Annotated in this window: 19 protein-coding genes and 1 pseudogene; 6 read left to right on the top strand and 14 right to left on the bottom strand. The window is 60.7% G+C overall.

All coding sequences use genetic code 11. The features are described from left to right. Nucleotides 1-7: 7 nt before the first annotated feature. Nucleotides 8-157: a tautomerase family protein gene (locus NKJ94_RS29170; protein WP_352530126.1), complete on the bottom strand. Its 150-nt coding sequence runs from the start codon at nt 155-157 to the stop codon at nt 8-10. Between the two features lie 15 nt (nt 158-172). Next, nucleotides 173-1705, bottom strand: coding sequence for a UxaA family hydrolase (locus NKJ94_RS29165; RefSeq protein ID WP_352530124.1), 1533 nt, complete (start codon nt 1703-1705; stop codon nt 173-175). Between the two features lie 202 nt (nt 1706-1907). On the opposite strand from NKJ94_RS29165, the gene NKJ94_RS29160 reads away from it, so the two are divergent. Further along, nucleotides 1908-2609: a GntR family transcriptional regulator gene (locus NKJ94_RS29160; RefSeq protein ID WP_352530122.1), complete on the top strand. Its 702-nt coding sequence runs from the start codon at nt 1908-1910 to the stop codon at nt 2607-2609. Nucleotides 2610-2651: 42 nt separating this feature from the next. Here NKJ94_RS29160 and NKJ94_RS29155 read toward each other — a convergent pair whose 3' ends face one another. From NKJ94_RS29155 to dctP, 5 genes are read right to left on the bottom strand one after another with little or no spacing between them, the layout of a single operon-like run. Beyond that, a complete protein-coding gene (locus tag NKJ94_RS29155; protein WP_352530120.1) occupies nt 2652-3749 on the bottom strand; it encodes a hypothetical protein in 1098 nt (365 codons plus the stop codon). A 51-nt stretch (nt 3750-3800) separates the two neighbouring features. Further along, nucleotides 3801-5270 (bottom strand): aldehyde dehydrogenase, encoded by a 1470-nt coding sequence (gene aldA, locus NKJ94_RS29150; RefSeq protein WP_352530118.1) that lies wholly within the window; start codon nt 5268-5270, stop codon nt 3801-3803. A 25-nt stretch (nt 5271-5295) separates the two neighbouring features. Further along, complete coding sequence (locus NKJ94_RS29145) at nt 5296-6603, bottom strand: TRAP transporter large permease (RefSeq protein ID WP_352530116.1); 1308 nt, start codon at nt 6601-6603, stop codon at nt 5296-5298. Between the two features lie 9 nt (nt 6604-6612). Continuing rightward, complete coding sequence (locus NKJ94_RS29140; RefSeq protein ID WP_352530114.1) at nt 6613-7092, bottom strand: TRAP transporter small permease; 480 nt, start codon at nt 7090-7092, stop codon at nt 6613-6615. Between the two features lie 9 nt (nt 7093-7101). Next, complete coding sequence (gene dctP, locus NKJ94_RS29135; RefSeq protein WP_352530112.1) at nt 7102-8127, bottom strand: TRAP transporter substrate-binding protein DctP; 1026 nt, start codon at nt 8125-8127, stop codon at nt 7102-7104. Between the two features lie 173 nt (nt 8128-8300). Between dctP and NKJ94_RS29130 the strand changes: the two genes are divergently transcribed. Further along, nucleotides 8301-9293: a dihydrodipicolinate synthase family protein gene (locus NKJ94_RS29130; protein WP_352530110.1), complete on the top strand. Its 993-nt coding sequence runs from the start codon at nt 8301-8303 to the stop codon at nt 9291-9293. Between the two features lie 494 nt (nt 9294-9787). Here the strand turns inward: NKJ94_RS29130 and NKJ94_RS29125 are convergent, their stop codons facing one another. From NKJ94_RS29125 to NKJ94_RS29095, 7 genes and pseudogenes are all read right to left on the bottom strand, one after another. Further along, a complete protein-coding gene (locus NKJ94_RS29125) occupies nt 9788-10843 on the bottom strand; it encodes a lipocalin-like domain-containing protein (RefSeq protein ID WP_352530108.1) in 1056 nt (351 codons plus the stop codon). Next, a complete protein-coding gene (locus NKJ94_RS29120) occupies nt 10833-13241 on the bottom strand; it encodes an ABC transporter permease (RefSeq protein ID WP_352530159.1) in 2409 nt (802 codons plus the stop codon). Before NKJ94_RS29120 ends, NKJ94_RS29125 begins: the two co-directional genes overlap by 11 nt. Further along, a complete protein-coding gene (locus NKJ94_RS29115) occupies nt 13241-13897 on the bottom strand; it encodes an ABC transporter ATP-binding protein (RefSeq protein ID WP_352530106.1) in 657 nt (218 codons plus the stop codon). Before NKJ94_RS29115 ends, NKJ94_RS29120 begins: the two co-directional genes overlap by 1 nt. 372 nt (nt 13898-14269) lie before the next feature. Continuing rightward, complete coding sequence (locus NKJ94_RS29110; RefSeq protein ID WP_023676578.1) at nt 14270-14455, bottom strand: DUF3606 domain-containing protein; 186 nt, start codon at nt 14453-14455, stop codon at nt 14270-14272. Nucleotides 14456-14505: 50 nt separating this feature from the next. Then, the gene (locus tag NKJ94_RS29105) at nt 14506-14880 is read right to left on the bottom strand and encodes a DUF1488 family protein (protein WP_352530104.1); all 375 of its coding nucleotides are present in this window, start codon (nt 14878-14880) and stop codon (nt 14506-14508) included. A gap of 272 nt (nt 14881-15152) precedes the next feature. After that, nucleotides 15153-15368 carry a hypothetical protein gene (locus tag NKJ94_RS29100; RefSeq protein WP_352530102.1) on the bottom strand — a complete coding sequence of 72 codons (216 nt, stop codon included), beginning with the start codon at nt 15366-15368 and terminating at the stop codon, nt 15153-15155. Between the two features lie 724 nt (nt 15369-16092). Continuing rightward, nucleotides 16093-16476 (bottom strand): annotated as a pseudogene (locus NKJ94_RS29095) (NADH-quinone oxidoreductase subunit D-related protein); the annotation flags it as partial. A gap of 429 nt (nt 16477-16905) precedes the next feature. Here NKJ94_RS29095 and NKJ94_RS29090 point away from each other — a divergent pair. From NKJ94_RS29090 to NKJ94_RS29075, 4 genes are all read left to right on the top strand, one after another. After that, nucleotides 16906-17583, top strand: a complete 678-nt coding sequence (locus tag NKJ94_RS29090; protein ID WP_352530100.1) for a protein-L-isoaspartate(D-aspartate) O-methyltransferase — start codon at nt 16906-16908, stop codon at nt 17581-17583. 1086 nt (nt 17584-18669) lie between these two features. Next, entirely contained in the window at nt 18670-19107 is a 438-nt protein-coding gene (locus tag NKJ94_RS29085) for a hypothetical protein (RefSeq protein ID WP_352449982.1), read from the top strand. A 640-nt stretch (nt 19108-19747) separates the two neighbouring features. After that, entirely contained in the window at nt 19748-20062 is a 315-nt protein-coding gene (locus NKJ94_RS29080; protein ID WP_352530098.1) for a co-chaperone GroES, read from the top strand. A gap of 50 nt (nt 20063-20112) precedes the next feature. Beyond that, a partial coding sequence (locus tag NKJ94_RS29075) for a TCP-1/cpn60 chaperonin family protein (RefSeq protein ID WP_352530096.1) occupies nt 20113-20524 on the top strand: 412 nt, incomplete at its 3' end.

The raw sequence follows: 20524 nt of genomic DNA, 5'->3' as shown, positions 1-20524 counted from the left end.
CGCCCAGTCATGCTTCTTGATATCCTCGAACACGATATCGATGACGTCGGGCGGGCATTTTCAGGATGCGAGCCGCCTCAGGCGTCACCACCTCGACCAACTCGCGCTTCTGGTCGACGCTGCGTCCCTTGAGCAGCTTGACGTTGATTGTCGGCATGATTCTTCCTTTGATCTATAGCCATGCGTTGACGTGCCAGGGCGCGAACTCATCGTCGCCATAGCCGAGCAGTTCGCTCTTGGTTGCCTTGCCCGACGCAGTGGCGATCATCTCGCGGAAAATCTCCTCGCCCATCTCGTCGATGGACCTGTCGCCGTCGAGGATCGTGCCGCAATTGATGTCCATGTCCTCTTCCATGCGTGCGTACATCTCGGAATTGGTTGCAAGCTTGATCGAGGGCGCCGGCCGGCAACCAAAGCACGAACCCCGCCCGGTGGTGAAGGCGATGAGATTGGCGCCGCTCGCCACCTGGCCGGTCGCCGACATCGGGTCGAAGCCGGGCGAGTCCATGAACACCAGCCCGCGCTTGTCGATCGGCTGCCCATAGCCATAGACCTCGACCAGGTTGGTGGTGCCGCCCTTGGCCACCGCGCCCAGCGACTTCTCGAGTATGGTCGTCAGCCCACCCGCCTTGTTACCGGGCGAAGGATTGTTGTCGAAGCCCTGCGGCTCGTTGCTGGTGTAATCGTCCCACCATTCAAGGAGGCCGATCAGTCTCTCGCCAACTTCGTTGCTGACGGCGCGTTCGAGCAACAGGTTCTCGGCGCCGTAGATTTCCGGCGTCTCGGCCAGGATCGCCGTGCCGCCGCAGGCGACGAGGCGATCGACAGCCGCACCCAGCGCCGGATTGGCGGAAATCCCCGAAAAACTGTCCGACCCGCCGCATTGCAGCCCAACCATGATTTCGCTTGCCGGAATCTTCTGCCGCTGTTTCGTCGCCGCCTTTTCCAGCATCACCTCGACCATTTCGATGCCACGCGCGATGCTGGAGCGTGTGCCGCCGGTTTCCTGCATCACCAGCTTGGCCAGCTCGTCGCCGAGTTCGAGCTCTTCCTCGTCCATCAGTTGATCGATCTGGTTATCCTCGCAGCCAAGTCCGACGAGCAGCACGCCGGAGAAGTTGGGGTGCTGCGCGTAGCCGGCCAGGGTCCGGCGCAACATTTTCATCGACATAGAACCATCGGCAACGCTGCAGCCGGACTTGTGCGTCAGCGCCACTACGCCGTCGACGCCGGGATAGGGCAACAGCTGCCTCGGATCGCGAAAATGATCCGCGATCATTCGTGCAACCAGCGCCGAGCAGTTCACCGAGGTCAGCACCCCCACATAATTACGCGTGCCTACCTTGCCGTCGGGGCGCAAGTAGCCGTCGAAGGTTGGAATATCCCAGGGCGCCCGGAACGGCGCGTTCGACAGCCGCGTTCCGATCGCATGTCCGGCCATCGACACTTCGAAACCCATGTTGTGGAGATGGACATGCGAGCCGGCGGCAACCGCGCTGATAACAAGGCCGATTGGCTGGCCTAGACGATGGATGACTTCGCCATTTCCCAGCGGCCGAAGCGCGACCTTGTGGCCGAATGGAATGTCGCCAGCGGCCTGCACGTTGAATGGCGCCAGTGCCTCGCCGGCAACGATGTCGCGCAGTGCAATCGCTACTTCGTCGCCCGGCTTGAGCTGCAGCACCGCATTTTTCACTTCGGCCATCCACGAACTCCTGTCGGTGGCAATCAAACACAGTGTTGCTTAATTGTCAGCAATCAGCAAACGTAATTTTTGGCCATTCCCCGAGGGCATCGCGTGATGACGTCTGTGAGCGCTAATGGGGATCGTTAATTGTCAGCAATGCTTGTTGCGCTGCCACAAGCGCCGGAATATGTAGGTTGTACCCGTGGCCATGAGTCGGTTGATGACAAAACTTACAAGTCTCAAGTCAGAAAAGCGGCTGCTCGACCGCAGAGCTGCGGATCAGATACGCTCGCATATATTGGAAGGCGTGCTTCCAGCCGGCGAACGTCTGCTGGAAACGCAGCTTTCCGAGGAGCTCGAGGTCAGTCGCGGAACCGTCCGTTCGGCGCTGGCACAGCTGGCCAATGAGGGGCTTGTCCAGCAAGTGGCCTTCACCCGGTGGGAAGTTTCCGGCACCTCGACTGTCGACGCCTGGGAGATCTACACGCTGCGTGGCGCGCTTGAAGGGCTGGGCGCGCGACTTGCCGCGGCCAACGTCACCGAGCCTGATGGCTCGCGCCTGCGCGGCATCGCCGACGATCTGCTGCATGCTATCCGCGAAGGCCGCTTCCAGGATGCGACGAGCATCGATTTCAATCTCCATGCGGCGATCATTGAACTCGCCCGGCATGAGCGCCTGGCCGAACAGCATCGCTTCATCGTCCAGCAGGTGCGGTTTCATATGGTGCAGTCAGGCTTTCTGCCCAACGACTATGAGGAACTGATTGCCGAACACAAGGCGCTGATCGAGGCGGTGATCGCACGTGACGCCGATCGGGCCGAAAAGCTCGCGCGCAATCACAACGACGCCGAGGTCAAGCTTCTGGCAAAGTTGCTGAAGCAGGGCGGAAGCGTCAAGCCCATTCGGGAAAAGGTGTCTTGAACGTCGTGGTGCCGCTAGCACCAGCGGCTCCATGAAAGCCGGCTAACCAGCCATCCCAAGGGCCGCGCGCAGATTGTTGCTCAGTATGGTCGTTTCTCCCGCAAAGCCGCACAGAGCGGCGCGAATCAAGCTCAGATCGATCTCGGCGCTGTGCTCGCGGGAATAACCGCCGAGTGCCCCCGTGTCGCCGGGATAGCGTCCGTCGGGGTGCTGGTAGAGGTCCATTCCGGCGATCACGATGCGCTCGGGGTCGAGCGCGGCGGCAACGGCAATCATCAGCGCGCCGTTGGTCGGGATCACTGGCCCGGAAAGGTCCGCCAGCGACGGATCAAAAGCGTCAAGGAAAACATAGCCGGCTGATGGCGGGCGCATCGCCATTGTATGACGCAATAAGATTGGCCGGCCCACAGCTGCCGTCGGAAACACGATCACGGGCCGACGCCCGAAGCCAGGAGGGTCAAGGTCTGAGGTGAAGACGATGTCTGGCGCTGTCAGCCAGCCGCGCCGGCGCCAGTTCCAGTTGACCCGAAACAGTGTGGCGTCGCCAACATCCGCCAATCTCGGGTCTTCCGACGACGGCCCGTTACCCAGGCAGATGATGGTGCGTGGGTTGCCGAGCCGCGCCTTGAGGTACGCCAGCGAGGCGAGGCGATGGCCGCCGAACAGGTCGATCAGGAACGTGCCGTTGAAGGGCGGCTTCTTCGGCAAGTCGAGCGACGGCAGCAATGTTGTCAGCGAGTCAGACGTGATGGGTTTGCTGCTGTCGATAAAAGCCACTGTCCCGATCGCTCGGGCCAGCGCGGCTGGGCCGATAACCAGAACCGCATCCAGCCGCCTCCGCCAACGCTTCGTGCTTGCCGAATATGGCGAGGCGAGCACGAGCTCATGCGGGTAGCGCCGGCGCAATTCGGCAACTTCCCCAGACCCCGCTGCCAGCACGAGCTGGTAGGTGGGACGCTGCCTGAGAGCTGTGTCGATTGTCTTGTAAAGTCGACCGATCTCATCTGGCGTGCCGGCCAGCACCACCGTTGAGTGGCCTTGCGGCAGCAGCAGCCCGAACCGCTGCAATTCCTCAGTAAAACTCATCGCACTGCCCGCGCCATTTCGGCCAGATTTACGGTTCTGCCGGCAAAGGCGCAATGCCTTGCCGGCAGAACCGTGCCTCAATGCATGGCGGGTGCCCTAGAGATCTCAGGCGTAGTTGATGTAGATGGTCTTCTTCTGGAAATAGGCGTCGAGCCCGTACTTGCCGTCCTCGCCACCAATGCCGCTGTCGCGGATGCCGGCGTGATGGGCATGAACGGCATCGCCGCCTGGGCGATTTACGTAGATCTCGCCGAACTTCAGCTCGCGCACCAGCCGCATCACCCGCCGCATATCCTTGGTGAAGACATAGGCCGACAGGCCGTAGTTCGATTCATTGGCAAGCCGCAGGCCTTCGTCGAAATCGCCGACGGTCATCACCGGCACGACTGGACCGAACACTTCGTCCTGCATGATACGCATCTGGTTGTCGGTGACGGTCATCACCGTCGGCTCATACCAATAGCCACACGCGAACTCGCCCTCGGTCAGACGGCGCCCGCCTGTTAGCACTTCGGCCCCGGCCCCGCGCGCCGCCTCGACCATGCGATCGACCTTGTCGAGCTCCATCCCACTGAACTTCGGACCGATGTCGACCATGGTTGTCGGGTCGCCGACCTTCAATGCCTTCACCGCACGGGTGAACTTTTCCAGGAACTCATCAGCGACACGCCGATGCACATACATGCGTTCGTTGCAGATGCAGATCTGGCCGCAATTCTCGAAACGCGACAGCACCGCTGCACGCACCGCGGCGCCTATGTCGGCATCCTCGGCCACCACGAAGGGCGCCTTGCCACCGAGTTCGAGCCGCAGCAGCTTCAGGCCCTCGGCGGCGGCGCGAAAGATCTCCTTGCCGGCGCGCACGCTGCCGGTAAGCGTGATGAGACGCGGGATGGGATGGCGCACCAATGCCGCGCCAATGCCCTCGCCGGTGCCGCTTACCACGTTGATGACGCCGGGTGGGAAGTCGAGCTGGGAGGAGAGCTGCGCGATCTCCAGCGCCGAGATCGGTGTGCCTTCATGCGACTTGATGACAATGGTGTTTCCCGCTACCAGCGCAGGCCCCATCTTGCGGCACATCAGTGCGGCCGGATAGTTCCAAGCGGTCAGGCCGATCACAACCCCATGGGCGACGCGCTGGATCCAGATCTGTTCGTCGGGCATGTCAGAGGGGATGATGTCGCCGGTGATGCGGCGCGCCTCCTCGGCGGCATAGGTGAGATAAAGCGCGGCACCCTCAATCTCGCCGCGCGCTTCCTGGATGGGCTTGCCCTGCTCGGCAACGACGATGCGTGCGAGGCGTTCCCGGTTCTCGAGGATCAGCCGCGCCAGATCCTTGAGCAACTGGCCACGCGCCGCCGGCGGCAACGCCTCCCATCCTGGCTGGGCAGCCCGGGCCGCGACGAGCGCCCGGTCCGCATCGTCCTCTCCGCCCTTCGGTACGGAGGCGATCACCGCCTGCGTCGCCGGGTTCTCGACGGCGATCCATTCCTTGACGGTGGAATCCACCCATTCGCCATTGATGTAGTGGCGATAGCGGTCGGTGCCCTTCACCAATTCCTTCATAGCCGGCATAGCGAAAATCCTGTGTTGAACGTCATCAATGAAATGTTCCCTGAGGGACATAGCCGGCGGCAATCGGCAACCAGAGCGTGATCTGCGGCACGAAAACCAGCACGAAGAGGGCAACAATCAGCATAAAAAGCAGCCCCCACACTTCTCCGAGAATCACAGCGACCTTGATGCCGGTAATGCCCGAAATCAGGAACACCAGTTGTCCCATAGGTGGCGTAATCAACCCGATCATCATGTTCACGGTCGAGACGACACCGAAATAGACCGGATCAATGCCGAGTTCGCGCACCGTCGGCATCAAGATCGGGATGACGATCAGCAGCATCAGCAGCGTGTCGAGCAATGCCCCAAGGATGAGGAACAAAATCGTCACCAACAGCATGAACATTGGAGCGCTGAGGTCCAGCGACGCAATCCAGACGCCCAGTTGCTCCGGTATCTGCTCCGCGGCGACAATGTAGTTCATCAACACCGCGCCAGCGATGGTGATTGCGACGATCGCAGTCGATCGCGAGGATTCCATCAAGACGTTGAACAGGACCCTCGGAGACAGGGTGCGGTACCAGAACAGTGCCAGCAGCAGCGCGCAGAATGCGGCCACAGCCGCCGCTTCGGTAGGGGTCACGGCGCCCGAATAGATGCCGCCGAGCAAGATCACCGGCAACAGCAAAGTCGGCGCGGCATCGCGTGTCACGGCGACGGCTTCCTCCCGGTTCGGCTTCGGTTGTGTGGGAAAATTCTGCAGCCGCGCCTGCACGGCCACCACCGCCATCATCACCAGAGCCAGAAAGATGCCGGGGCCGACCCCTCCCATGAAAAGGTAGCCGATGGAGGTGTTGGAAACGACGCCGTAGAGCACCATGGGGATGGAGGGCGGGATGATCGGCCCGAGGATCGAGGATGCCGCAGTCAGTGCTGCGGCAAAGCCGGGGCGGTAGCCGGCCTTGATCATCATGTCGATCGATATCTTGCCAGGCCCGGCGGCATCCGCCAGCGCGCTGCCGCTCATGCCGGCAAAGATCACGCTCGCGACGATGTTGACGTGGGCCAGTCCGCCGCGAAACCGGCCGACGAGCAGGTTGGCAAAGCCGAACATCTTATCAGTCATTTTGCCGGCGTTCATCAGTTCGGCAGCGAAGATGAACAAGGGCACCGCCAGCATGACAAAATTGCCATAAATGCCGTTGAGGCTCTGGCTAGCCACCAATCCCATGTCGCGGCCGGTGATGACGAAGTAGACAATGCCGGAGGCCAGCATAGCGTGCCCGAGAGGCATACCGACGAACATCCAGACAAAGAACAGAACGAACATCACCTCGACGGCGAATGACATGAAAAATTCCTAGATATGCTGTTCCCAACCGGGCCGTAGCAATTGCCAAAGACGCCGAAGCGCGCTGACGACCGCGGCAATGAGAAAGATCGGGAAACTTCCAAAAACGAACTGCATGGGCAGATGCAGCAAGGTCGAGTGACGGATGCGAAGAAACAGGATGTATTCGACGGTGCCCGGCAAGGCGGCAAGAAACACCAGCGCCAGCGACAGCGTCACGAACATTGCCAGCACGCGGCGGGACCGAGGCGGAAACAGGCCGTAAACGACATCGAAGACGATATGTTGCCGCTCTCTGATCAGGATATCGCTCGTCCAGAAAACGATCCAGACATAGGCAACGACGCAAAGTTCGTTCGTCCATGAGATCGGGGAATTGAAGACGTAGCGGGCGACGATGCCGATTACGAAGCCGGCGAACATCACGGCAAAGGCCACGACGCTCACCGACTCCGCCAATCGCTTCCAGTAGACACCCAAGGTCTGCATCAGCAGATCTTATGCGGCGCCGATACGGTCGAGCATTCCCTTCTGCCAATTCTTGGAGAAGTCCGAATTGATGAAGGCGTCGAGCACATGCTTGCGGAAGGCAGCGACATCAGGCGTCGTCACCGTGTTTCCATGCGCCTCGAAGAATGCCTTGCCGTCGTTCTCGGTGGCAATCACCCCGTCGTCGTTCACCTTCTTGGCCGCATCCTCGGCGGCGATGACTGCCTTCTGTTCGTCGGCGCTTAGACCGGCCCAGAAAGCCGCTGGCATGGTGAAGAAGACGTTTGCCACCTGGTGGCCCGTGAGCACGACCTGCTTTGTCACTTCGTAGAATTTGGAAGCAATTGCATCTGGCAGGGGATTTTCCAACCCATCGATCGTTCCGGTCTGCATGGCAAGGTAGACCTCCTCGAATGCCAGCGGGGTTGCACTGGCACCCAGCGCGTTGCCAAGGAACTGCCAGGCATCGGAGCCAGGCATTCTGAGCTTGACACCCTTGAGGTCGGCGGGAACGTTGACGGTACGTGGAGCGCGCAGCATTACGTGACGAGTGCCGAGATATTGGCTCTTCACGATCTGCAGTTTGAGATCACTTGCCACCTTTTCCTTGAATTCCTTACCAATGTCGCCGTCATAGACGGAGTCTAGGTGCTTGGCGTCGCGGAAAAGATATCCGGTGGTGAAGATTGAGTATTCCGGAATCAATTCAGCGATATCGGAGGGCGAAGTTAGCGCCACTTCGAGGTTGCCCCGTTGCATTGCTTCGATTTCGGTACCCTGCGCGAACAGCGTGCCGTTGTAGTGAAGCTGCACATCGAAAGCGCCGGGCATCGACTTGTCGAGCTCCGCCTTGAACGCCTGCAGGCCCTTCGACTGCCATTCAGTATCGGGACCGGGCGTGGAAGCACGTATGACCTTGCCCGCCGCAAAAGCGAGGCGCGATACGAAGGGCGCCGCCAGGACGCCCAGGGTGCCGGCAACAAATGTCCGTCGGCCAACGGCTCGATTAAGAAATGAAGGCTCTAGCTTGCTCATGTTCTTCCCCTCCTGCGTCGCTGTTGGGCGCCTTGGGCGGCGGCGCGCGACCTGACAGGCAGATGTTTTCATTGTCGTCACAAACCGTCAAGCTGAATGTTGACAATAGGCAATCAATCATCATTTGTTGCAAGGCTAGGAGCATGCTCTCAACGAAGCGAGTGACCGCAGTTATGAACACCCAAGCACCGGCTCTGGCGAAGACCGATTGCTTCATGGTCGCAGCGGCGACGCCGTTGACTGTGGATCTCAAGCCCGATATCCGGCTACTCAACGCGCACCTTGCCATGCTGTTCGGCGCCGGCTGCGATGGCGTTGCGCTTTTCGGCACGACCGGCGAAGGCACGGAGTTCTCCGCCGAAGACCGGATGGACGGACTTGACGGAGTGATCGCGGCTGGCGTGGCGCCATCCCGCCTCATTGTCTCAGTCGGCGCGCTGGCCATTCCGGACGTCGTGCGGCTGGCAAATCATGCGCTCGACCGCGAGGTCGACAGCCTCCTGCTGATGCCGCCCTGCGTCTATCGCGGCGGCATTACCGAGGACGGCACCTTCCGCTTCTACGCGACCATCATCGACCGCGTCGCGCGGTCGGACCTGAAGCTCTGTCTCTATCATTTTCCAGATATTTGCGGCGTCCCGCTGACGCCACGTGTCATCCGCCGGCTGGAGGAAGCCTACCCAGGTATCATCACCGGCGTGAAGGACAGTGGTGGCGACCTTGATTTCACCGAGGCGCTGATCCGCCGCTTCTCGCATCTTTCGATCTATACAGGCTCGGAAATCCATCTGCCGCAGGCGCTGGCAGCCGGCGCGCGCGGCACGATCTGCGGCCTTGGCAACGCCATGCCGCGGCTGATGCGGGCAATGTTCGACGCGCCGACCGCGTTCGACCGTCGCAAGCTGGTACCAGCGCTGTTGGGCGGTGACTCCATTCTTTCGAGAAAACCGTTCCCGGCCTCGGTGAAGGCAGTGCTCGCGTCGGCCAGTGGCGAACCGGATTGGAACCGAGTTCTCCCGCCAATGTCGGAGATAGCCATGCCCGAAAGAAATTGGCTGCTGCAGGACTTCTTCAGCTGGGAGCAGAACCTGCCGCATACATGGCGGACTTTCCAGCCGAGCGAACCAGAAGTCGGGTCGCAGGTAATCAAGATGCGGCGCGCCTAGGTGGTGCGTAGGTTGACAAAATCGCCGTGAAACGGACGAACCGACGGACCGAACGCAGCCAGTCTGCTGCGGGTCAATTCCGGTGGTGCAGTCGGCCTTATGGGAAGTCGTTCGTGGCGCAAGCCATACCTAGCGAGCTCTGGAATAGTTGTGGTCTTCATTGGGCAGGCGAGCGAAACGCAAAACTGCCCGCAGCAAGCCGGCGCTAAAGCATTGATATTGCTGTCGTCAAAACCTGGGGATTTTTGGAGCTACTCCCCAGCTTCGGAGAATGATGGACATTCAGAGAGCCGTTTGGGGAAGAACGTCGTTTTCGCACTCCCCAGCTTTCGGCCGCACATCCGGCAAACGCTGGGCTTGCGGGAGCCCATGGGCGTATCGGAGAATTGTTTGGACTTTGAGGGTGGTAGAGGGAAGGGCGCTGGAAACTAACCTTCTCCATTTTCGGCAATTCGCCAACCGTCGCGATCTCGCGATTGAGCAGCGTCCTCCAGTCACTCATAGCCTGTCATCTCGAGATAGCCGCGCCCGGCATGGGTGCCCTCAAATCGGATCGGGCCTTCCCAATAGGGAAAGCGTGTGTCCATCCAGGCTTCTGGGTTTAGCGTCCGGATGGTCACATCAACCCCTTTTTCCGGCAATTGCACCCTCCAGCGGATCGGCACGCTACGTCCCGCGACTGCCGCCGTTTCGAGCGGCGTCACCCTTAGCGCGCCGGGGGCCTGCGGCTGCGGCCTGCCGTCGGCCTTGATCCATGTGGCCGATGTAAAGCCCGCGCCTCCGTCGCGCAGGCGAAAGCCCATCATCTTTTCGCCGCTGTCGAAATGCAAGGAGAACCAGTCCCAACCGGTTTGATCCTCAGCCAGCGGCTGCGAGGACCATTCGTGGTCCAACCACGCCTGACCGGTCACCGCAATCACGCCCGCCGGAAGGGTCAGCGTGCCGGTCACGTGGTAGAATGGTTGCGAATAATAATAGCTCGCCTGCCCCTTCTCGGATTTCACCGAATAGCCTTGCACTCCCTGCGGCACCAGAGGGCCTTTGGCGTCCAGCGCCAGTTCGTAGGAAAACGCCTGCCCCGCCGCACGCAGATCGAGCGCCGACAGCGCATCCGCCTCTGGCAGGGCCCGGCCTGCCATCTGCCAGTCGTCAATCCAGGCCGCAAAGGGCGCAGCCGTAACCCCCGCCTGGCCGATGCCGCCCCGTGCCAGCCGTTCGGCCACGAATTGATGAGCTTGCGTCGTCAGCCCGGCATGGCCCATCCAAAGCTGCGGACTGGACCAGCCGGACCGCTCCACCGGGGCCAGGGCGGATCGGAAAAGAGTCCATTGCACGCCATAGTCCGCTCCATCCGCAGCTTGCAGGTTGGCCGTCAAATACCACCATTCGATCCGGTAACCGGGGTGCGGGCCGTGGTCTGCCGGAAAGTTGAATGCAGTCCCCGGCTGCGGCACTGAAAACCCGTCAGCCTCTGTGCCAAGCCCAGCAAAACCCTGGCCAAAGGCAGGTGCGGCCAAGCACAGGTAGATCAGCAATGCTCTAACGCTCATGTGCAAATACCTTCAGCAAATCCGATGGCGAAAGACGCGCCAGCCGCCAGGCAGGCACGACGGCTGCAAGTCCGGCCGCCAGCAACGCGAGCGCCGCCAGCCGCGCCCAGTCACCGGGAAAAAGGTACATCGGCAGACGCCAGCCAAAAGCCTCGACATTCACCACCGCCAGCAGAACAAAGGCGAGCGCAATACCTACAGGCACAGCGGCCAGCATGGTCAAGGCTGCCAACAGCAAGCCGCGCGAAAGCTCCAACCATGCGAGGTGGCGGCGGGTCAGACCCATGGCCCAGACCGGCGCCAGTTGCGGCAGGCGCATCCCCGACAGGGTCATGAGGCTCGCAAACATCGCCAGCCCCGCGACTCCCAGCGTCAGCACATTCAGCGCGGCTGTCACGTTGAATGTGCGCTCAAACACTTCGAGCGAAAAGACCTTGATCCCGGCCTGGTCAATCACGTTCTGCGCGGGCAGCCCGAATTCCGCCCGCAAACCCCTAGCCAGTGCTTCGGCCTTGCCGGGGGCAATCCGAATGGCATAGCGCAGGCGGGAGACGTCAGGGTAGTGCCGGACCAGTGTGTCGATCCCGATGATCACCTGGCCGATCGGGTTGCCATAGTCGGCATAAACGCCGACGATGCTGGCCCGCCAGCCACCGGGCAGCGTGATCTGGTCCCCCAGGCCCAGCCCTTGGCGCCGCGCCAGTTGTTCGTTGATCAGGGCGCCCTCGCCTTTGGCGATCCGGTCCCACACCTCCGGCACTGCAGACAGGATCGGCCAGTTGTCGCGATAGGTGGCATGATCGGCCACGCCGTATATTGCCGCGGGCTGGCCTGCGACTCGGCCCTCAATGCTCCAGATCGGCAGGACGGCGTCGCTGCGCTGAACCAGCCAGTCGTGTATCGCCGTGGCCTCTGCTTCGGTGCGGGCGGTCACGTAAAGTTCTGAGGCGAGACGCTGATCGAGCCAGCCGATGAAGGTCAGCCGAAAGCTCGACACCATCGTGCTGACGCCCACATTGGCAGCCAGCGCAAGCAGCAGTGCCATTAGCGCCAAAGACAGGCCGGGAAGCTGCTGACGCGTGTCGGCCCAAAACCATTCGGCCAGTGGTCCACGCGCCAAGCGGTCGCCAAGGTGCAATATCCCCGTCAGCACGAGCGGCAGCGCCAGTGCCGCCCCCAACAGCAGTACCGCCAGAAGCGCAAAGCCCGCCTCGAGGCCGGATCCGAACTGTGCAATTCCCGCCGCCGCCAACAGGAGCACCATCGCCGTCACGCCTTGCGCGCGCAGTGCCCGCTCCGAAGCCCGCGCCCAGGCTCGAGGCTGGGCCGGTGCAAGCAGTGGCAGGTGCCATAGGCGCCAGAGGCTTTGTGCGGCCGCCACCAGCGTGCCGATTACCGCGATGGCCAGCCCCGCTGCCCACACTGCGGGGCGAATCGACAGCGTTCCCGGCACATCGGCCCCGTAAAGCCCGCGCAGGGTGGCGGCGACGTCGGGCAAAAGGGCCGAGGCGACTACATAGCCAAGTGCCACGCCCACCAGCCCCGCGAGGAGGGCGAAGATCAGCAGCTCGGCGATCAGCAAAAGGACCAGCACGCGGGTCGGCAAGCCCAGTGCGCGCAGCGTGCGAAATACCTGGCGGCGCTGTTCAAAAGCCAGACCGATGGCGGAATGCACGATGAAGAGCCCCACCGCAAAGGCAAGAAAACCGAAAGCCGTCAGGTTCAGGTGAAAACTGTCGGTCAGCCTGGCAAGATCCCCCGTTTCGCTCGGCTCGCGCACGGTCAGGCCGGGAACTGTCACCTTTAGAGGGGGGCGGCCAATCGGTTGGTCCGGCCAGAGCAAAAGACGAGAGATCTTGTCCTTTGCCCCAAGCAGGACCTGCGCCTGCCCGATGTCGGTGAGGACTGTGCCAGGCGGCAAACCCTCGGCCACGCGCACGGGAGGTGTTGCTTGCTCGGTTAGTCGTGCCGCGGTTTCCGGAGCTGCATAGAGCACACCGGGCGCCGTGATGAACGGCAATAGCTCGTCACCCGCCGCAACATCCACCTGCTGCGCCTGCGGCGGCAAAGTCAGTGGGTCAATGCCAAGGACGCGCAACCGCACGTCCCCAAACCGCATTTCACCTTCAATCACCGGCGAAACCAGCCAGCCTGCGCGCCGCAGTCTCACAAACACCTGTTGATCAATCCGGGCCCCGTCCTCACGCACCAGTTGCGCGATCCGGTCCTGCCCAAGGATCGCCGCTGCACGGTCATAGCTCGCCCGCGCCTCACCGTTGATCGCCTGAATCGCTGACCACAGCGCCGTTGCCAACGATAGCCCCAAAAGCAGCATCGCCAGTTGGACAGGTCGCCTGCGCCAGTGAGACAAGAGCGCTGTCAGCCCGGTCCACACCATCACGCCAGCCGGCCCGCGTGCAGGTGAACGCGGGCGTTCAGCCGGTTTGCCAGACGGTTGGAATGGGTGACCATTAACAGGGCGGCACCCGTTTCAGCCACCAGTGACAGCATAAGATCGAGTACAGCGTCCCCTGTTGCCTCATCCAGATTGCCCGTGGGCTCATCAGCCAGAACCAGCCGGGGCCGGGCGGCCAAGGTCCGGCCGATCGCCACCCGCTGTTGCTGGCCGGTCGACAGTTGTTCAGGGTAGCGCGTTAGGACCTTGGCCAGGCCCAGCCGTTCAGCAAGGACCTTCAGCCACACCGGATCAGGACGGCCGGCAAGTCGAGCCTGAAAGGCAAGGTTGGCTGCCACATTAAGCGAAGGGATCAGGTTGAACTGCTGGAACACAAGTCCGACTGTTCGCCGCCGTAGGGCGGCAAGGGCCGTATCGTTCAGCCCCACAATATTGGTACCGCCAAGGTGGATTTCTCCCGCATCGGGGCTGTCGAGCCCTGCAACGAGGTGCAAAAGCGTGCTCTTGCCGCTGCCAGACTCGCCGGTCAGCGCAAGGCTCTTGCCCGCCTCCAGCGAAAGATCGATCCCGTGCAGAACATGCAACGGCCCCTCGCCAGTGGGGTAGAATTTGTCGATCCGGTGCAGCCTCAGCAGCATGTTACTCCCCGGAGGTCCGCGTGCATCTGACACGGCATGCCCGTGAAATAGCGCCAAACAACGACCCCTTTCATACAGCCTCCAAACCCACTGCCTTAATTGGACAATGGTTTTTTTCAGAGGGCTCGCGTTTTGCACCTAACGCGACCTCCACTTGGAATTCGATGTACAATTACGATCTAGAGCGGTTCTCAGCTAGGCGGGATAGGCGTTGACCGTACCGTCGCAACTCACTCTCCAAACGGAACTGGAGCGCTGCCTTCAATTCGTCAGCAGTGCCGATGCCGTTGCTGAAAAGCGCCATGATTATGCCTGCAGCCTGGTCACACTCAGGCGTGCTTGGCTCTATGCCAGCCTCACGGCAATACGCGATCAAACCTTTCGGGCAAAGAGTTCCTCTTCGATCTTTGCGCGGTTGTTTCCATACTTTTTTACCAGCCTGAGGGCATCAGCCCGTTCGAGATGGTGCTTCTTCATGAGGTACCCGACTTCATAGTCTTCACCACCGTCGACCCGTGCTCTGTCTTGCGGACCACGCTTTGACTTGTCGTCTGCCATGACAACCTCCATGGGCGATCGCCTCGCCCAAACGTGTCAAGGATAATCCTCTAATCGACGGGGACAAGGACGTAGTCCCCAACCATGCCGAAACCGCACAACTCCGCGGTCGCAGGGATAAGCCGATCCCTTACGGGGAACGCTTTGCTCGTCCGCCGTTCGAAGCGTCGAGGTCTTCTGGGCTGGTACACGTTCTTGCGGCCGTGGGAGGAAACTTTCCGCGCGACATCACGAATGGAGTCCCGTGATGCATCGAAGGTCGCCAAATAACCCGCTTCGGCTGTGGCTGCTTCCGGTTTTGCGTTCGCGAGCGCTTCAATCTCAATCAAGAACGGCATTTCAAACATGCCATCGTAGCCGAGAAAATGGAGGTATTGTCCGGCCTCGTCGTAGCTGCGGCTTCGGTTCGGAAAAGTCAGCGCCAAGGTTGAACATACCTCAAGCCGTCAAGAACCGCGTAGCGAACGTCTGTTGCAGGCTCGCGGCCTTGCGTCTCTTCGCATTGTGCGCGTTCAGAATTATCATTCTGGTAGTGGCATCTGTTTTGCTGAGCCCAGCCATGGATCGGCTTCCCATATCTGCCGGTGCCCCGGTGAAGACATGATAGATCGTCCATGACCCGTCCGGCTCTGCCGAGGCGTTGAAGATGCGAAGGAACGGAAGCGGCCTACCAAACCCAAGTAGCCCCGCCATTCCCTTACGGCTGGGTAGCGTGGCAACCCCGCATCATCCGGCTAATCAGGTGTTTGTCGGCGTTCTCTTGGCCGGTGAGTTCGCGCACCAGATCCTTGGCGTGCTGAATCCTGTGCGCTTTGGTTACCCGTCCTTCCTCGACCGAAGCCTTGAAGGCGTCGCACAGAATGTCAAAGTCGTGAGAGGAGATAAATCCGTCTGAGCGGCTGTCGTTTTCCATCACATAACTCCCATAGAGCGGGAGTACGATCTACGCTCTCAAGCGCCCGCGCCCGTTCAGTGGCCAGCGACATTAGGACTGTGCGCTTTCGACAACCCATTAGCGAGTCATTATGTGCAGGCCTGTCACCGGCATTGGTGAATCCGTTCGCTGGGAAGGCACAAAAAAACCGCTTTCCAGAGGGGATGTTTGAAAGCGGGTTCGTGGCCACCGGACGCGGCGGGGGCCGCCCGGTATCTATCATACATATGCGCGAAGTGTTGGTTCCACGGCTGGGCAGCGTTTGGCTCGCGTCTAGCCTTCCACACTCTGCAAGCCGCGCCGATGGCGCTTGCAAGGACGACGGGAGAACACCATCTAAAGTTGATAGCGAACAAGCTGGAAACGTCGGTTCGAGTCCGGCGGCCCCGACCAATCGGGGTTTCGTCTAGGGTCAGGACGCCACACTTGATAAACGCCGCTCGCTTCCGGTCGAGCGGCGTTTTCGTACTTCTGTAAAAGCGAACGAACGGCCGCCTTGTGAAAGGGCGAGCCGTTCTTTTTCGGGTTCGTCATTCCCTTACGCCTGGGTAGGGTCAACTTGGCCTGCTGCCTGTCCACTGAACCGGCAGCAGGCCAGAGAGACCCACCCGGCGGGGCATTTTTTTGTGCGCGACTTCGATAAACCACGGATGATCCTGCGATTGTAGGCCTATCTTCCAGCAGCCGAGATGTGCAACTTGGCTTAACGATCGATCTCTCCGAACACGATGTCGAGCGAACCAATGATCGCGGAGACATCGGCGATCATGTGGCCCCGACACAAGAAATCCATTGCCTGCAGATGGGCGAAGTAGGGTGCGCGGATCTTGCACTGATACGGAACATTGCCTCCATCCGAAACCAGATAAACGCCGAACTCGCCCTTAGGCGCCTCGACAGCGGCATAAACCTCACCGGCGGGCACGTGATGCCCTTCCGTGTAAAGTTTGAAATGATGGATCGTCGCTTCCATCGAACGTTTCATCGTAGCACGCGGCGGCGGCGTGATCTTCTGGTTCGGAATCGCCACCGGCCCCCGGCCTTCCGGTGAACGCAGCTTTTCCAGACATTGCTTCATGATCCGAACCGGCCTCGGCGGAAGCGGAGGCCGGAACGCGCATCCAAACAGCGCCGTAGTGACGGTCCGGAGGCGGCGTAAATGCAACGGAAGCGCCGCGCCGGCTGTGCCGGCGTTCGCCCTCGCCTCGCCTGCAGCGCGAATAGCGCTGCTGGCTCGCCCAGTTTCGGTCATCGTCAATCACCAGATCACGCACGATCAGCACGGGATGGAGCCGGTGAGCGACAGCGCAGGGTTCGGCGTCGTTTTGGCCTTCGGCCTATTGGTGCTCAACTGGCTGGCGATCCGCTATATCGATGTTGTCGCCTGGCTGGCGAGCTTCTGATGCGCACGCCGTTCCACCCCCCGGTGCGAGGAACGGGAGAGCACCAAGGACGGCGACGAAATAGCAGGGCGGTACAACCCGCCCCAAGACTGGTTGAGGAGCGCCCCACCGTCATGAAGCCAATGAACGAAGAGCACCTCGCGGTCCTACGCAGGCACATGGTCGAGATGATTGCAATCCATACCGACCTTGCAAGCGAAGAACTCGGCAAGGCGGCGCTCGATGAGCGGGTGATGGCAGCGATGCGGCGAGTGCCGCGGCATCTCTTCGTGCCAGCCTCGGTTGCACCTTATGCCTACCAGGACATGCCGCTGCCGATCGGCTTCGATAAAACCGTCTCGCAGCCATTCATCGTCGCTCTCATGACCGATCTCCTTGCTCCCCAACCGCACGAGGTAGTGCTCGAGATCGGCACTGGCCTAGGCTATCAAACCGCAATCCTCGCGCAGCTCGCCGGGCAAGTTTGGAGCGTAGAAATCATCGAGGAATTCGCAAGCCGTGCGGAGGCTCTCCTGCAGGAGCTAGGCTTATCCAATGTCGGCATTCGTGTCGGAGACGGGTCTCGCGGCTGGCCCGAGCACGCCCCATTCGACAAGATCCTGGTCACGGCGGCGGCTGAGCAGACACCGCCGGCTTTTCTGAAGCAACTCAAGCCGGGGGGACGGCTGGTTCTGCCTTTGGGATCTAAAGAAGCACAGTTTCTGACTGTCATCGACAAGGATGCGGCAGGGCAGCTCGAGACCCGGAAACTCATCCCGGTTCGGTTCAGCCGGCTCGAAACGGTCACATGAGGGGTGCGGCTGCGCGGAGCCGTGGCGGAAGATCAGGATAACGCGCGCCGCATCGATCACACGGGCGCTGGATGGCATCGCCGATCTTTTGACGTCCATGCCGCAACGCTAACTCGTCGAGCAGGCCTGCAGCCGCCGGTCGCAGCCGCTGGCGATCATGCCGGCGCGGTCGTATTGCGCGCTTCTCAAAGACCCTTATCCAGCCTACTGTGTGCCTACCAGAGGGCAAATGGGTCGCTCATCTGGGAAATGACGGCCAAAGCTCAAGGAATTCGCCCAGTGGCCAACACGTAGCGGGCAGGAGGTAACGGTGGATCTCAAAGACAGGCGCCTCTGGTACGGCGTGGTAGCCGTGATCGTGGTATTGGTCGTGATTGCGTATGCGGCTGGTTGGTTTGGCGGCACACCGATACCAGCGCCGCAGCAGTGAGAGCGATCGTCATTCTCGCTTGGCGGCAGCTGACTGCTCAGTCTCTAAAGGTCGAAGGAAGGGACACCTGATTGGCTGTTTCGCTGGTTCGGCTACCATCCTGACGACGCACAGCCTGGACCGTTTTTGAGATGGCTTCCGCTCAACTTGTTGGACGGACCGGTCCTTGGATCGCGCAATCCGCAACACTCCGCCATCGAGCCGGGTAACTTCGATAATGGTTTCGACACGGACAAAACTGCGATCCTACGGAGTAGCCAGGTGCCAGGTCATGCCGGAAGTCGTACACTGGAGCCACAAGGGCCCAACGACCGGGCGGAGAACTCGCATCAGCCCGGCCTTCAGCGGTTTCGAAGCTAAACTGCCACTCGCTTGATCCCGCTGCCCGGCCAGCGATGGAGCCGGGCACTCCAGCACAGACTCTGCCCATCGATCACCTCGATCGGCACGGACTCCAGACCGACATCGTCGAACAGCCGCGCATTTGACCGCGTTCGCCAAATTAATGGCCGGATCTTTGCGAAGCCTCCGCATTTTCGTGGGGGGAAGCCCTCCCAGCATCATCGTGATTGGACTTCACGATCGGTTGGAGTCACGCTGGCTGCAGCATAAGAAGGATATGGGTGGACCAACTATCGTCCGAATAGGAGGCCAAAATGAAACACCAGACGATCGAGCAACTGCAGATCGTCGCCGAGATCGATCAGGCCTACCCGCGCCAGGCCATGTCGCGCAGCGAGCGTCTTGAACACTGGGCGGAGCTCCTTGAACGGAACCCTGACCGGCGCCTCTCGACGCTGCACCAGACCGAGTATCAGCCGGTTAGAGCACGCGGGGCCATGCGCGGCGACGGCTCGCCGATCTCAGTCGCTTTCGAGGATCCTGTCCTCCGCGCCGCCGGGTTGGAAAACGACAACTACGGCGAAGCGAAGCGGTTCTTCGAACTGACCGACAGGCAATTGCATGAGATCATCTGTTATTGCCATTTCGGCGCGACGGTGACCGCCGCAACGGCCGCCCGTCACATCCGTGCGGCGATTGCCGGGAGACAGCCCGGCATGTTCGCTCGGATGCGTGAGGCGTTCGTCGGATAAAGCCAGCGCCGTTTCGCAGCATCATTTTTGAAGCGGCTCGCATGGAAAGCCGCCGCCGTAGCGCAGGCAAGCGCTCCCCACGCGGGGAGGCTGCGTTGCATGAGGGGGTGCGGCTTTCCGCAGGAGCACGCCGATGTCCCTCCTGCATCTTTTCCATCCGAACCGGAAAGATCCCAATGCTGCCAGTACATCCGTAGTCAGCGCCGTGGTTCAAAGGCTCGAACAGAGCGACATGTGCGCCGGATAAGCGCTATACATTCGCCGTCGAAAATTCGGTGCTTCATGGTGGGTCGAAGGTCGCGGACCTATGTCGATCGGGACCGGGAAAGCCAAATCGTGCCAAATTTTCGCGAACTGTATATATCTCTCGATGCACATTCAATCAAGGCTCAATAGGTTGGTTCGTAATTGCGGATTAATATAGTCTGTTGTCGGCAAAATTAAGAGGGATGAATTACAATAAAATTGCTTATGGCTCCGCCTTTCGGACGGCCAAAAGCGCCGGTAACAACGACTGATTTACATTTCAAATATTTTCGGTTTGAGGAATTAAAAATTTGGCACTCCTATCATTCGAGTGCCAAAGGGGCTATGTTAAGTGTTGCAGTCGCTCTATGTGCGGCGGCAGAAAGAACCCCCAATGAAATTCCGACCACTCCACGACCGCGTCGTCATTCGGCGCGCGGAAGGCGATACCAAATCCAAGGGCGGGATCATTATTCCCGACACCGCCAAGGAAAAGCCTCAGGAAGGCGAAGTGATCGCCGTCGGCCCGGGCTCGCGTGACGAGAGCGGCATGCTGATCCCGCTCGACGTCAAGGCCGGCGATCTCATCCTGTTCGGCAAATGGTCCGGCACCGAGGTCAAGATCGACGGCGAGGACCTCCTGATCATGAAGGAGAGCGACATTTTGGGCATCGTCGAGAAGACCAAAGCGGCCAAGAAAGCCGCCTGACCGGGCGATTTCCGATCCCGCAATTTCAAGACTGAACTGGACGTAAAATCATGTCTGCCAAGGAAATCAAATTCGCTACCGATGCCCGCGACCGGATGCTTCGCGGCGTCGAAATTCTGAACAACGCCGTCAAGGTGACGCTCGGCCCCAAAGGCCGCAATGTCGTCATCGACAAGGCCTATGGCGCGCCGCGCATCACCAAGGATGGTGTCGCCGTCGCCAAGGAAATCGAGCTTGCCGACAAGTTCGAGAACATGGGCGCCCAGATGGTGCGCGAAGTGGCCTCGAAGACCAACGACCTCGCCGGCGACGGCACGACGACAGCCACGGTGCTGGCCGCTTCCATCCTGCGCGAAGGTGCCAAATTCGTTGCCGCCGGCATGAACCCGATGGACCTCAAGCGCGGCATCGACCTTGCCGTGACCGCCGTCGTCAAGGAAATCCAGGCGCGCGCCAAGAAGG

It is taken from the genome of Mesorhizobium sp. M0060 (assembly GCF_040323155.1).
Classification (GTDB): domain Bacteria; phylum Pseudomonadota; class Alphaproteobacteria; order Rhizobiales; family Rhizobiaceae; genus Mesorhizobium.
This window is presented reverse-complemented; position numbering and strand designations above follow the sequence as displayed.